At 55.7% G+C, this 14,476-nt stretch carries 11 protein-coding genes; 7 read left to right on the top strand and 4 right to left on the bottom strand.

From position 1 onward, the window contains the following. Positions 1 to 135: 135 nt before the first annotated feature. Positions 136 to 699 (bottom strand): ADP compounds hydrolase NudE, encoded by a 564-nt coding sequence (gene nudE, locus ACH1XZ_RS20010; RefSeq protein WP_395596883.1) that lies wholly within the window; start codon positions 697 to 699, stop codon positions 136 to 138. Positions 700 to 1,002: 303 nt separating this feature from the next. Here nudE and ACH1XZ_RS20005 point away from each other — a divergent pair, with 303 nt between their 5' ends. From ACH1XZ_RS20005 to hslO, 4 genes are all read left to right on the top strand, one after another. Continuing rightward, the gene (locus ACH1XZ_RS20005; protein ID WP_395596882.1) at positions 1,003 to 3,150 is read left to right on the top strand and encodes an intracellular growth attenuator family protein; all 2,148 of its coding nucleotides are present in this window, start codon (positions 1,003 to 1,005) and stop codon (positions 3,148 to 3,150) included. A gap of 67 nt (positions 3,151 to 3,217) precedes the next feature. Continuing rightward, complete coding sequence (gene yrfG, locus ACH1XZ_RS20000) at positions 3,218 to 3,886, top strand: GMP/IMP nucleotidase (RefSeq protein ID WP_395596881.1); 669 nt, start codon at positions 3,218 to 3,220, stop codon at positions 3,884 to 3,886. 10 nt (positions 3,887 to 3,896) lie between these two features. Beyond that, positions 3,897 to 4,298, top strand: coding sequence for a ribosome-associated heat shock protein Hsp15 (gene hslR, locus ACH1XZ_RS19995; protein WP_395596880.1), 402 nt, complete (start codon positions 3,897 to 3,899; stop codon positions 4,296 to 4,298). A gap of 23 nt (positions 4,299 to 4,321) precedes the next feature. Continuing rightward, positions 4,322 to 5,200 carry an Hsp33 family molecular chaperone HslO gene (gene hslO / locus ACH1XZ_RS19990; protein WP_035892111.1) on the top strand — a complete coding sequence of 293 codons (879 nt, stop codon included), beginning with the start codon at positions 4,322 to 4,324 and terminating at the stop codon, positions 5,198 to 5,200. Positions 5,201 to 5,284: 84 nt separating this feature from the next. Here hslO and ACH1XZ_RS19985 read toward each other — a convergent pair whose 3' ends face one another. Beyond that, a complete protein-coding gene (locus tag ACH1XZ_RS19985; protein ID WP_395596879.1) occupies positions 5,285 to 7,003 on the bottom strand; it encodes a DUF4153 domain-containing protein in 1,719 nt (572 codons plus the stop codon). 368 nt (positions 7,004 to 7,371) lie between these two features. Between ACH1XZ_RS19985 and pckA the strand changes: the two genes are divergently transcribed. Next, a complete protein-coding gene (pckA, locus tag ACH1XZ_RS19980; RefSeq protein WP_395596878.1) occupies positions 7,372 to 8,988 on the top strand; it encodes a phosphoenolpyruvate carboxykinase (ATP) in 1,617 nt (538 codons plus the stop codon). Positions 8,989 to 9,194: 206 nt separating this feature from the next. Here pckA and envZ read toward each other — a convergent pair whose 3' ends face one another. Together envZ and ompR are read right to left on the bottom strand one after the other, a co-directional pair. Next, positions 9,195 to 10,547, bottom strand: coding sequence for a two-component system sensor histidine kinase EnvZ (gene envZ, locus ACH1XZ_RS19975; RefSeq protein ID WP_395596877.1), 1,353 nt, complete (start codon positions 10,545 to 10,547; stop codon positions 9,195 to 9,197). After that, a complete protein-coding gene (ompR, locus tag ACH1XZ_RS19970; protein WP_001157751.1) occupies positions 10,544 to 11,263 on the bottom strand; it encodes an osmolarity response regulator transcription factor OmpR in 720 nt (239 codons plus the stop codon). Before ompR ends, envZ begins: the two co-directional genes overlap by 4 nt. A 229-nt stretch (positions 11,264 to 11,492) precedes the next feature. Here ompR and greB point away from each other — a divergent pair, with 229 nt between their 5' ends. Further along, positions 11,493 to 11,966: a transcription elongation factor GreB gene (greB, locus tag ACH1XZ_RS19965; protein ID WP_035892118.1), complete on the top strand. Its 474-nt coding sequence runs from the start codon at positions 11,493 to 11,495 to the stop codon at positions 11,964 to 11,966. A gap of 99 nt (positions 11,967 to 12,065) precedes the next feature. Further along, the gene (locus tag ACH1XZ_RS19960) at positions 12,066 to 14,399 is read left to right on the top strand and encodes a Tex family protein (protein WP_395596876.1); all 2,334 of its coding nucleotides are present in this window, start codon (positions 12,066 to 12,068) and stop codon (positions 14,397 to 14,399) included. The last annotated feature ends 77 nt before the right edge of the window (positions 14,400 to 14,476 follow it).

Genomic DNA, 14,476 nt, shown 5'->3' with positions numbered 1-14,476 from the left:
CCCGGCGGCGCTTCGCTTGGCCGGGCTACAAAAAACGCACAACATTTTACCTATCACTCGTAGCCCGGACGAGGTGCGCAGCACCGACTCCGGGGATATGCTCGAAAAGTAAAAAGGCGCCGATGGCGCCTTTTTCTATGGCAATCTGCCCTGCTCTTTTAGCCACTCGCGCAACAGGAACAGCGCACTTACGTTGCGGGCTTCATTGAAGTCAGGTTCATCCAACAACGCCATCAGGTTTGCCAGCGGCCAGCGGACCTGAGGCAACGGCTCTGGTTCATCTCCTGGCAGCGATTCCGGATAGAGGTCTTCTGCCACGACGATATTCATTTTGCTGGAAAAATAGGACGGCGCCATACCCAGCTTTTTCAGGAACGTCAGTTGACGAGCGCCAAAGCCGACCTCTTCTTTCAGCTCGCGATTCGCCGCTTCCATCACCGTTTCACCCGGATCAATAAGCCCTTTTGAGAAACCGAGTTCATAGGACTCGGTCCCCACTGCATATTCGCGGATTAAAATCAGGTGGTCATCAACAATAGCCACAATCATCACCGCTTCGCGCGAGGACGGTTTCATACGTTCATAAACGCGACGAACGCCATTGCTGAACTCTAAATCAACGCTTTCCACGTTAAAAAGGCGTGATTGCGCGACGGTTTCAACATGGAGAATAGTAGGTTTCTGTAATGATTTGCTCATTGGGCTGGGGTCTTTGCTGTAATGACTTTTATTATTGTGCGATAGCGATGAGGTTCCAGCAATGCATAAAGCGCTTTATTTACATTGTTGCAACTTTTAGCCTTTCATCTCTCATTTATGGATAAATGTCAAGAGGTTGAATTACAATTGGGAATTTACTGATACTCGCGAGCCGATGGGTTTGTTATGCTTACGTTTTGCGAGAGTCTATAGACTCTTTTTATGAATGCGTAATACGTGCCAATGGTTTATACGAAAAGCAGGCAACGAAGAGACCTCTAAGATAAGTATGATGGGAAAAGCATGGGCACACTGATGATCTTTACCGTAGCGATACTGATCTGCGCCGTGCTGGCCGGTTGGCTTTTGCGTAAACGGACAAAACGTCTTCACCTGCCGTGGCTCCATCAGTTTTCGGGAGCAACCACCCGAAAACTGACCAATGAAGAGCGTCAGGGCATTGAAAACTACCTCGATTATCTTAATCAGGATCAGCGCGTGCCGGCGTCCGGCGCGACCATTGCCCCTGCGGTGCTGACGCTCACGCCACAGAGCAACACCGTTTTTACGCTGACGCGCGCGATTACCCGCTACGGCATCACCACAGATGAACCCAACAAGTGGCGTTACTTCCTCGACTCCGTGGAAGTGCATCTCCCCCCGTTCTGGGAACAGCATATTACCGATGAGAACAGTATTGAGCTTATCGAAACTGATGATGTGCCGCTGGTTATTGGTCTCAACGGCCATTCGCTGAAGACCTATTCACCTGAAAATAAAAGCTTTGCGCTGGAGTCTACGTCGTCGACGCAGGCTTCTATCCGTGGTGAGGAGAGCGAGCAAATCGAGCTGCTCAACATCCGCCAGGAAACCCATGAGGAACACGCACTTAGCCGCCCCGATGGCCTGCGTGAAGCGCTGCTGATCGTCGCCGCCTTTGTGCTGTTTTACTGCGGGCTTATCGCACCCGCAGTCTTTACGCCTTGGATTTTCGCCAGCGCATTCCTGTTGCTGTGCGGCGGGCTGTGGGGGATATTTGCACCACCAACGAAGTCGTCTCTACGAGAGATCCACTGTCTGCGCGGCACGCCAAAACGCTGGGGGTTGTTCGGTGAAAACGATCAGGAGCAGGTCAACAACATCTCTCTTGGGATCATCGATTTAATCTACCCTCCCCACTGGCAACCGTTTGTCGCCCAGGACCTGGGACAAAAAACAGATATCGATATCTACCTTGATAGGCACGTCGTGCGCCAGGGGCGTTTCCTCTCACTGCATGATGAAGTGAAAAACTTCCCGCTTCAGCACTGGTTACGCAGCGCTGTCATCGGCGGCGGCGCGCTGCTGATCGCTATCATGATGTGGGTCAGCGTACCGCTGAATATGCCATTCAAATTTACACTCTCCTGGCTCAAGGGGGCGCAAACCATTGAGGCCAAAGACGTTCGCCAGCTAGAGCAGGCAGGCGTTCGCGTGGGTGATACCCTCCACATCAGCGGAACCGGGATGTGTAATATCCACTCACCTGGCACCTGGACTGCGCAGGAAAGCTCGCCATTCCTGCCATTCGACTGCTCGCAAATCCTCTGGAACGATGCCCCTCGCCTGCCGCTGCCGGAATCAGAAACCGTCAATAAGGCGACCGCGCTGGTTCAGGCCGTAAACCGCCAGCTGCATCCAACGGCGGACGATGATTCCCGCGTCAGCCCGGCCCTGCGCTCGGCGATTCAGAAATCGGGCATGGTGCTGCTGGATGACTTTGCCGATATCGTGCTGAAAACGAAAGATCTTTGCTCCGCGGCCGATGACTGCGTACGCCTGAAAAATGCGTTGGTGAACCTTGGCAATACCCGTGACTGGGATGCGCTGGTTAAGCGCGCGAACTCCGGTAAGCTGGACGGCGTAAACGTTCTGCTCCGGCCGGTCAGCGCCGAGTCACTGGATAACCTTGTCGATACCTCTACCGCGCCGTTTATCCTGCGTGAAACCGCGCGCGCGGCACAGGCGCTCAACAGCCCAGCGCCGGGTGGTTTCCTGATAACCAGCGATGAAGGCAGCGATTTTGTCAGCCAGCCTTACCCAAGCACGACGCTGTATGACTACCCTGCCAGCGAGCAGTGGAATGAGTTCCAGCGGCTGGCTGACATGTTGATGCACACGCCGTTCCACGCGGAAGGCATCGTGACCAATCTCTATACCGACGCCAACGGGACACAGCATATCAACCTGCACCGTATGCCGGACAGCAGCGGGCTGTGGCACTATCTGGCAACCACGCTGCTGATGCTGGCCATGCTCGTCTGTGCGGTTTACAACGGCGTGCAGGCGCTGCGTCGCTATCATCGCCATCGTGAACGACTGGTCGAGATTCAGAAATACTATGAGAGCTGCATTAACCCGGTGCTGCTTTCCGCCCCGGAAGAGTTCAAGTCTGACTTCCCGACAAAATAAGCCCACTGCGTAGTTCGCGACAGGTTATGTTAATCTGTCGCGCATTTCTTCCGTCTGGAGACTCACCATGCATTTTGATATCGCCTGGCGCGAGGTAGATACCGTTCTTCTGGACATGGATGGCACGCTGCTCGACCTCGCTTTTGATAACTACTTCTGGCAAAAACTGGTGCCAGAAACCTATGGCGCAAAGCTGGGTATCACACCTCAGGCGGCGCAGGAAGCCATTCGTCAGGAGTACCATGCGGTACAACATACGCTAAACTGGTACTGTCTGGATTACTGGAGCGAACGTTTGAGTCTGGATATCCGTTCGATGACCAGCGAGCAGGGCCCGCGCGCCGTGCTGCGTGATGACACCATCCCTTTTCTCAACGCGCTTAAAGCGAGTGGGAAGCGACGTATTCTGCTGACCAACGCGCATCCGCATAACCTGGCGGTGAAGCTGGAACACACCGGTCTTGGCGAGCACCTTGATTTATTACTTTCCACCCATACATTTGGTTATCCGAAAGAGGATCAGCGGTTATGGCGGGCAGTTGAGAAACATACGGGTCTGGATGCCGAGCGCACGTTATTTATCGACGATAGCGAGCCCATTCTGGATGCCGCCGCCCACTTTGGGATCCGCTATTGCCTCGGTGTGACCAACCCCGACTCCGGCCTTGCGGAAAAGCAGTACCTGCGTCATCCCGCGCTTAACGATTACCGTCGTCTGATCCCCTCACTTCAGTGAAGGAGCGACCATGAAAGAGAAGCCTACCGAAGGCGTCAGGCTGGATAAATGGCTCTGGGCGGCGCGTTTTTATAAAACGCGTGCCGTCGCCCGAGAGATGATTGAAGGCGGCAAAGTTCACTATAACGGGCAGCGCAGTAAGCCCAGTAAAGTGGTTGAACTGAACGCCCTGCTGACGCTTCGCCAGGGAAACGACGAGCGCACCGTGGTGGTGAAAGGCATCACGGAGCAGCGACGTCCGGCCACGGAGGCCGTTACGCTCTATGAAGAGACGAAGGAAAGCATCGAGAAGCGCGAAAAAGTCGCCCTGGCGCGCAAACTGAATGCGCTGACCATGCCGCACCCGGACAGACGTCCGGATAAAAAAGAGCGGCGCGACCTGATGAGATTTAAATACGGCGACAGTGAATAACTGCCACCCCAAGAGAGAAAATTATGACTCAACACGATCAATTACATCGCTATTTGTTTGAAAACTACGCCGTGCGTGGCGAACTGGTCACCGTATCCGAAACGCTCGAACAGATCCTGGCAGGCCATAACTATCCGCAGCCGGTAAAAAACGTGCTGTCCGAACTGCTGGTCGCCACCAGCCTGCTGACCGCAACGCTGAAGTTTGAAGGCGATATCACCGTTCAGCTACAGGGTGATGGCCCGATGACACTGGCGGTAATCAACGGCAACAACCACCAGCAACTGCGCGGCGTCGCTCGCGTGCAGGGTGATATTCCGGCCGACGCTGACCTGAAGACGCTTATCGGTAACGGTTATCTGGTGATTACCATCAGCCCGGCCGAAGGCGAGCGCTATCAGGGTGTCGTCGGTCTGGAAGGCGATACGCTGGCGGCCTGCCTGGAAGATTACTTCCAGCGTTCCGAACAGCTGCCAACCCGTCTGATTATCCGTACCGGCGAATCCGACGGCAAGCCAGCGGCAGGCGGCATGTTGCTGCAGGTGATGCCAGCGCAGAACGCGCAGCCGGAAGATTTTGAGCACCTGGCGGCGCTGACCGACACCATCAAAGCCGAAGAGCTGTTCACGCTGCCGGCCAACGATGTGCTGTGGCGTCTGTATCACGAAGAGGAAGTCACCCTGTACGATCCTCAGGACGTAGAGTTCAAGTGCACCTGCTCACGCGAACGCTGCGCTGGCGCGCTGAAAACCCTGCCGGACGAAGAAATTAACAGCATCCTCGAAGAAGAAGGCGAAATTGATATGCATTGTGATTACTGCGGTAGTCACTATGTGTTCAATGCCATGGATATTGCAGAGATTCGCAATAACGCGGCACCGTCTGACCCGCAGGTTCACTAAGTTCTGAGCCTTTCCCGGCGTCACTTTGTTTGGCCGGGCTACAAACGATCGTAGCCCGGCTAAGCGCAGCGCCGCCGGGGAAAATCAGCGCCGATACTCCAGCACCACCGTCTCGTCCCCCAGCGTAATATCCTGCCACGCCTTCGGTTTCGAACCTAACGTCCCATCCTTCGCCGCCTGAAGCAGCTTCGTCTTGCTCACGCCGCGCGGCAGTGGCGCACTTGCCTTATATTCCCAGCCCTTTTCGCCCTGAGCAAAGACCAGCACGGTACGATCGCCAAAGGCATACAGCACCTGCTCTACTTTGCCATCACCGTTCAGATCCTGACTTACCAGCACGCAGCTATCGGCTTCGCTGCACGACTCTACCCGATAGCGTTGCTCACTCACCGCCGCCCAGAGCGCATTATCAGGCGGCGTGCTGCCCACAAGGATCGTCACGTTTTTTGCCAGTATCTCGGCGGTCAATTTTACCGTCGGACTGAGATCGCCACTCAGCAACCGCTTAAGCTGCTGCTGACGCTTCGCATCCTGGGTGAACGCTTTATCTTGCTGTAGCTCAAGTAGCGCCGCGCGACCGGGCTTGCCGCTGTGCGACAACATATACAGACTCACCTGGTCGGCAGTGATTTTACCACTATGGTAACGACTCATATGGCTGTTCACGCTGATACGCCAGCTATCCAGCACCGGGGTATAAAGCAGGAAAAGCAGCACGATACCCAGTAACGAGACCGCCAGATTGACCTGCCCTAAATGAGGTGAGGGATCATCACGGTGGCGTAGCAGGCCAATCAGATAGCCAACCGACCAGACCAACAGCACGACCACCACCAGCACGCCGTGCAGGCGATCCGGCGTCCAGCCATACTGCCCAATACGAACCCATAGCGCCCAGCCGGCAATCAGCACGTAGACCGGCGTCAGCATCACTGCCGCCTGAATCAACAGCCGCAGCGGACGCGGGTACCCGAGACGCGTGGCAGTAGGTTCCCAGACCATTGCGGTAAGCAGCAACTGCACAAACGCCAGCGCCGAGAGCAATGCCGCCGCAGAGAAGCGCTGGGAGATGGCCGTCACGCCTGCAAACGGCAGCGTCACCAGGAACAGCAGCGCCAGCAGCGAGACCAACGGCAGCAAGCCGATGGCAATCAGCGCCAGCAGCTTGTGGATAGCGGTAATCAGCCGTTCGTTCTGGCGTGCCAGGATCACCGTCAGTGCCGTCACCAAGCCGATGCAAACAAAGACAAACCACTGCGTATCGAAGAACAACCGCGAGAAGAAGGTGATATTAGCCAGCTCAAACAGTCCGCTCCAGAGCAGCAGAACCAGCCAGACCAGGCCGTTGGCAACGCCAATCAGCAGCAACGTCAGTACGTTTTGCCACTGCTGGGCATAAAAGTGCGCATATCTCGAGAGACCCGTCGCGGACTGAATACGGTATTGCAGCCACGGTAACGCCAGCAATGCCATCAGCAGCAGGCACCAGCCGTAGGTCCATAGCGCGTCATACTGCCGCCAATGGTCTTCCTCATTAAGGTTGAATTTTAGCCAGCCCCCCATTCCCAGTACGACAACCAGTACCACCGCCAACCAGCACCACAGTGCACGCTGTTTAAAAGAGACTACGGTGAAAAGCAGCACAGAGGAAAATGCCAGGCTTCCCGGCAAAGCGTAAAACATCCAGCCGCTGTCTTTCGGGATCAGATAAAGGGTCAGCAAATAGCACACCAGCCCTTGTACTATGCCGGTTAGCGCCATACCCCAGCGCGTTGTCGGTGAAAGAGGAGTCGCAGCATCCATTTCGATATTCCCATCCCAGAAGTGAAGAAAAAACGCGTTTTGCGCACCGATTAGAACGTTAAATGTAGATTTTGCTCAGCGTGGTGAATCGATTTTTTATCTGAAAGCATTACGTAATTTTCTTTCATAAATGCGATTAATTTCACATTTATGCTGTCCATTAAACCATTTTGTAACCATTTAAGAACATTCGTGCCAATTTTATGGCTTTTCCTGTCATAATCCGAGGCGCTTCGTGACAGGAGTCACAATGTTTTCGTAAGTAAGACGTTTGTCGGGATACGTAAATCTATGAGCCTGGTCGCGGTCAACACCCCTAAAATACCCATAGAATTTATAGCAGTACATATTGGCTAAGGAGCAGTGAAATGCGCAACGGTATAACCCCGCAGGACCTCAAGGCTTATGGTATTAACGACGCACAGGATATCGTCTACAACCCCGATTACGATACATTGTATCAAGAAGAACTCGATCCTAACCTGGAAGGTTATGAGCGCGGTGTCTTAACGAATCTGGGCGCAATTTCTGTCGACACCGGTATCTTTACCGGCCGTTCTCCGAAGGACAAATATATCGTTCGCGACGACACCACGCGCGACACGGTATGGTGGTCTGATAAGGGTAACGGAAAAAATGACAACAAGCCTCTGTCACCTGAAATCTGGCAACATCTTAAAGGCCTGGTCTCCCAGCAGCTTTCCGGCAAGCGCCTGTTTATCGTCGACGCCTACTGCGGCGCGAACGAAGACACCCGCCTGTCCGTCCGCTTTATTACCGAAGTCGCCTGGCAGGCGCACTTCGTGAAGAACATGTTTATCCGCCCAACCGATGAAGAACTGAAGACGTTCAAACCAGACTTCATCGTGATGAACGGCGCAAAATGCACTAACCCACAGTGGAAAGAGCAGGGTCTCAACTCGGAAAACTTTGTCGCGTTTAACCTGACAGAGCGCATCCAGCTGATTGGCGGGACCTGGTACGGCGGCGAAATGAAAAAAGGGATGTTCTCTATCATGAACTACCTGCTGCCGCTGCAGGGTATCGCTTCCATGCACTGCTCGGCGAACGTCGGCGAGAAAGGCGACGTGGCGGTCTTCTTTGGCCTGTCCGGTACCGGTAAAACCACCCTCTCCACCGATCCGAAACGTCGTCTGATTGGCGATGACGAACACGGCTGGGACGACGACGGCGTGTTTAACTTTGAAGGCGGCTGCTACGCGAAGACCATCAAACTCTCCGAAGCCGCTGAGCCCGATATCTATCACGCGATCCGCCGCGATGCGCTGCTAGAAAACGTGGTGGTGCTGGCCGATGGTACTATCGACTTTAACGACGGTTCCAAAACGGAAAACACCCGCGTCTCTTACCCGATTTACCACATCGACAATATCGTGAAGCCGGTGTCGAAAGCGGGCCATGCCACCAAGGTTATCTTCCTGACCGCCGATGCATTCGGGGTTCTGCCGCCGGTATCGCGCCTCACCGCCGATCAGACGCAGTACCATTTCCTGTCTGGCTTCACCGCGAAGCTGGCGGGTACCGAGCGCGGCGTCACTGAGCCGACCCCAACCTTCTCCGCCTGCTTCGGCGCAGCCTTCCTGTCGCTGCACCCGACGCAGTACGCAGAAGTGCTGGTAAAACGCATGCAGGCTGCAGGCGCACAGGCTTACCTGGTGAATACCGGCTGGAACGGCACTGGCAAACGTATCTCTATCCAGAATACGCGCGCGATTATCGATGCCATCCTCGACGGCTCTCTGGACAACGCAGAAACCTTCACCCTGCCAATGTTCGACCTGCAGATCCCAACGGCACTGCCGGGCGTAGACACCCACATCCTCGACCCGCGCAGCACCTACGGTTCGCCGGAGCAGTGGCAGGAAAAAGCCCAGGCGCTGGCGAAGCTGTTTATTGAGAACTTCGAGAAGTACACCGATACCCCGGCAGGCGCCGCGCTGGTGAGCGCAGGGCCGAAGCTGTAATTAACGCTGAATTGACCTACCTGGCGTTTGTAGGCCGGATAAGGCGTTTACGCCGCCATCCGGCAATCGGCATCGAATCGCCTGATGGCGCTACGCTTATCAGGCCTACAAGACCCGCATCGTAGCCCGGCCAAGCGAAGCGCCGCCGGGACAGCACGCCGCACCATACAAACAAAAACCGCCGGGGTCTCCCCCAGCGGTTTTTTTTAGCTCTCTTTCGTCGGCGTTTGCGGACGACTTCCCGGCACCGGCAGCCAGGCGCGTATCAGCAACCCGCCGCGTTCGCTGGTATCAAGCTCCAGTATCCCGTTGTGGTTATCGATAATACGCTGCACGATGGCCAGCCCCAGACCCGTTCCGCTGATGGTACGGGCGCTATCGCCACGGACAAACGGCTGGAACAGGTGCTTACGCTGCTCGGGTTTAATCCCTGGGCCATCGTCTTCCACCTGGAACCAGGCGCGATGCGCTTCACGACCGCTGCTGACTTTAATCCAGCCGTTGCCGTAACGCGCGGCGTTCACCACCATATTGGCCAGCGCACGCTTGATAGACAGCGGATGCACCCTAACCGGGATCTCATCGTCGAACAATGCAGTATCAATTTCGCGCTCGTAGCCGCTTTCCGCGGCGATCACTTCACCCAGCACCGTGTTGAGGTCGATAGACTCCAGCGGCATCTCCTGACCGGTACGCAGATAGTCAATAAACTGCTCGATGATGGCGTTGCACTCTTCAATATCTTTATTGATAGATTCGGCAAGATAACCATCTTCTTCGCCCATCATCTCCGTCGCCAGACGAATACGCGTTAGCGGCGTGCGAAGGTCGTGGCTAACACCGGCCATCAGCAACGTACGGTCGTCAGAAAGCTGCTTCACGCCCGCGGCCATATGGTTAAAGGCTCGGGTGACCGAACGTACCTCAGACGCGCCGTATTCACGCAGCGGCGGAGGAATAATGCCTTTCCCGACCTGAAGCGCGGCGTGCTCCAGGTCGACCAGGGGTCGGTTCTGGATGCGGATAAACAGCCATGCGCCGCCTATCGCCAACAGCATAATCGCCAGGGTATAGCGGAAGAGCGGAGAGAAGTCTCCCTGATGGATTTCAGTTAACGGCACGCGCACCCAGATATTGGGCGACAGCCAGGTCTTCAACCAGACCACCGGGGAGCTTTTATTAACTTCAACCCGAACTTCAGTCGGCCCGCCCAGCTGCTGGGCCATCTGCTGACTTAAGAACTCGTAGTGTTGAGCCCAGCGTAAACCGGCCTCTTCAGCGGCTTCATCGGAATAGAGTGAGATACCCAGTTCACGATAGATCTCGCGGCGAAATGCCGGCGGCACGACAAGCTGCGTGCCGTCTTCCAGCTGCAGTTTATCGGTCATCAGCATACGCACTTCGTAGGCTAAGACTTTATTAAACTGCTGCAGGCTTGGCAAAATCGCGAAGTTCAGCACCACAAGATAGGTTGTCACCAGGCTGACGAACAGCAGGGTGACAATCAACAGTAACGTGCGGGCAAACGAACTTCGAGGCGAGAAGCGAAGTCGCCTCATGCTTTAGAACCGTCCGGGACGAACACGTAGCCCAGACCCCAAACGGTCTGAATGTAGCGAGGGTGAGCCGGATCTTCTTCCACCATGCGGCGCAGGCGAGAAATCTGCACGTCGATGGAACGTTCCATTGCCGAGTATTCGCGACCACGGGCCAGGTTCATCAGCTTATCACGAGACAGCGGCTCACGCGGGTGGCTGACCAGCGCTTTCAGTACCGCGAACTCACCGCTGGTGAGTGGCATAGGCTCATCTTCGCGGAACATTTCGCGAGTACCGAGGTTCAGCTTAAACTTACCGAAGGCGATAACCGCTTCTTCCTGAGAAGGCGCGCCCGGCAGTTCATTCGCCTGACGACGCAGCACCGCACGAATACGGGCCAGCAGTTCACGCGGGTTGAACGGTTTCGGAATGTAATCGTCGGCGCCGATTTCCAGGCCCACGATACGGTCAACTTCTTCCCCTTTCGCCGTCACCATGATGATCGGCATCGGGTTGCTCTGGCTACGCAGACGACGGCAGATAGACAGGCCATCTTCGCCAGGCAGCATTAAATCCAGAACCATCAGATGGAATGATTCACGAGTCAGTAATCGGTCCATCTGTTCGGCGTTAGCTACGCTTCGAACCTGGAAACCCTGCTCGGTCAGATAACGTTCCAGCAGCGCACGCAGGCGCATATCGTCATCCACAACAAGAATCTTATAATTCTCTTGCATTGTTTTTACTCCCAAAGGTTCGCAACAATTATTCAGCATGTATTCTCAAAAAAGCCTGCGCTTCCGACCAGCTAAATCTGGTATAAATTCCAGGCTAAATTGTTACAAAGCATATTTAACAGCGAGTTAAGTATACAATGAATCTTAATACACATTATTTATTCTGTCGGCATACTCGCGTAATACGTATTGTGCGTATTCTTTCCTCGGCAGCAGGTAAGCACGGAACATGAAAACACAGTTGATCACCCGTGAAGGGTACGAAAAGCTCAAAAAAGAGATGGATTATCTCTGGCGCGAAGAGCGCCCGGAGGTCACAAAGAAGGTGACCTGGGCCGCAAGCCTTGGCGATCGCAGTGAGAATGCTGACTACCAGTATAATAAGAAACGCTTAAGAGAGATTGACCGGCGCGTTCGTTATTTGACCAAATGCCTGGAGAATCTGCGCATTGTCGATTATTCACCGCAGCAGGAAGGCAAAGTCTTTTTCGGCGCCTGGGTTGAGATAGAAAACGACGACGGCGACACCAAGCGTTTTCGCATCGTCGGCTACGATGAGATTTTTGGTCGTAAGGACTATATCTCCATCGATTCGCCAATGGCCCGCGCGCTGCTGAAAAAAGAGGTCGGCGATCTGGCGGTGGTCAACACCCCGGCTGGCGAAGCGAGCTGGTATGTGAATGAGATCGAATACGTAAAATAAGTCCGGAACAATCCGAAGCCCCTGTTGATGACTGGCATTTTTGCCAGTCAATCCGTATAACTGTCCCTTGATTTTATGACCTAACAGTGAAACCAAGCCATGATGAATGATTCGCTCTGCCGCATTATTGCGGGTGAACTTCAGGCCAGAGCCGAACAGGTGGAAGCCGCCGTTCGCCTGCTTGATGAAGGGAACACCGTGCCGTTTATTGCACGTTATCGTAAGGAAATCACCGGCGGACTGGATGATACGCAGCTGCGTAATCTGGAAACCCGCCTCGGGTATCTGCGTGAGCTGGAAGACCGCCGTCAGGTCATTCTGAAATCCATCGGTGAGCAAGGTAAGCTGACCGAGGCGCTGGAAAAAGCCATCAACGGCACGCTCAACAAAACCGAGCTCGAAGACCTTTACTTACCGTATAAACAGAAGCGCCGCACCCGCGGGCAGATTGCCATTGAAGCGGGCCTTGAGCCGCTGGCCGACCTGCTGTGGAGCGAGCCGTCCCACGACCCGGAAACCGAAGCCGCCAAATTTGTCGATGCCGATAAGGGCATTGCGGACACCAAAGCCGCCCTCGACGGCGCGCGCTATATCCTGATGGAGCGCTTCGCGGAAGACGCGGGCCTGCTGGCAAAAGTGCGTGACTATCTGTGGAAGAACGCCCACCTGGTCGCCAAAGTGGTCAGCGGCAAAGAAGAGGAAGGCGCCAAGTTCCGCGACTACTTCGACCACCACGAACCGATTTCAACCACCCCTTCCCACCGCGCGCTGGCGATGTTCCGCGGGCGTAACGAAGGCGTGCTGCAACTCTCTCTCAACGCCGACCCGCAGTTCGACGAGCCGCCGAAAGAGAGCTACTGCGAACAAATTATTATCGACCACCTCGGCCTGCGCCTGAACAACGCCCCGGCGGACAGCTGGCGTAAAGGCGTGGTGAGCTGGACCTGGCGTATCAAGGTGCTGATGCACCTCGAAACCGAACTGATGGGCACCGTGCGCGAACGTGCGGAAGATGAAGCCATTAAGGTCTTCGCCCGCAACCTGCACGACCTGCTGATGGCCGCACCGGCTGGCCTGCGTGCGACTATGGGCCTCGATCCCGGCCTGCGTACCGGCGTTAAAGTCGCGGTGGTCGACGGTACCGGTAAACTGGTCGCTACCGACACCATCTATCCGCATACCGGTCAGGCCGCAAAAGCAGCGGTTGTCGTCGCCGCGCTGTGCGAAAAACACAACGTCGAGCTGGTGGCTATCGGTAACGGAACGGCGTCTCGCGAAACCGAGCGCTTCTTCCTCGACGTACAGCAGCAGTTCCCGAAAGTCACCGCCCAGAAGGTGATCGTCAGCGAAGCGGGCGCATCCGTCTACTCGGCCTCCGAACTGGCGGCGCTGGAGTTCCCGGACCTCGACGTTTCCCTGCGCGGCGCGGTATCTATCGCCCGTCGTTTACAAGATCCGCTGGCAGAGCTGGTGAAAATCGACCCGAAATCCATCGGGGTCGGTCAGTATCAGCACGACGTGAGCCAGACCCAGCTGGCGCGTAAGCTCGATGCGGTGGTGGAAGACTGCGTAAACGCCGTCGGCGTAGACCTGAACACCGCCTCCGTGCCGCTGCTGACCCGCGTGGCGGGCCTGACGCGCATGATGGCACAGAACATCGTCGCCTGGCGTGATGAGAACGGTCAGTTCCAGAACCGCCAGCAGCTGCTGAAGGTGAGCCGTCTGGGGCCAAAAGCGTTTGAGCAGTGCGCGGGCTTCCTCCGTATTAACCACGGCGACAACCCGCTGGATGCCTCAACCGTTCACCCGGAAGCCTATCCAGTGGTCGAGCGAATTCTGGCCGCCACGCAGCAGGCGCTGAAGGATTTAATGGGCAATAGCAACGAGCTCAAAAGTCTGAAAGCCTCCGAGTTCACCGACGAGCGTTTCGGTGTGCCAACCGTTACCGACATCATCAAAGAGCTGGAGAAACCGGGCCGCGATCCACGTCCTGAGTTCAAAACCGCGAAGTTCGCCGACGGTGTGGAAACCATGAACGACCTGCTGCCGGGGATGATCCTCGAAGGCGCCGTCACCAACGTCACCAACTTTGGCGCGTTCGTGGATATTGGCGTGCATCAGGATGGTCTGGTGCATATCTCTTCGCTGGCGGATAAATTCGTCGAAGACCCACACACCGTGGTGAAAGCGGGCGATATCGTCAAAGTGAAGGTGCTGGAAGTTGATTTGCAGCGTAAGCGTATTGCGCTGACCATGCGTCTTGACGAACAACCGGGCGAAACCAACGCCCGTCGCGGCGGCGGCAACGATCGCAGCCAGGGCAACAACCGCCCGGCCGCGAAAGCGGCAAAACCGCGCGGTCGCGAAGCGCAACCGGCAGGCAACAGCGCCATGATGGACGCGCTGGCAGCCGCCATGGGCAAAAAACGCTAAATAGTAACAGGTAGCCCGGCCGAGCATAGCGACGCCGGGAAAGGCTCCAGAGCTCCCGGGTCGGCGTTAAAACGCCT

The sequence above is a fragment of the Kluyvera chengduensis genome, from assembly GCF_044197065.1.
In the GTDB taxonomy this organism is placed as follows: Bacteria; Pseudomonadota; Gammaproteobacteria; order Enterobacterales; family Enterobacteriaceae; genus Kluyvera; species Kluyvera ascorbata_C.
Note: the sequence above shows the minus strand (reverse complement) of the source record. Positions and strands in the feature narration are given on the sequence as shown.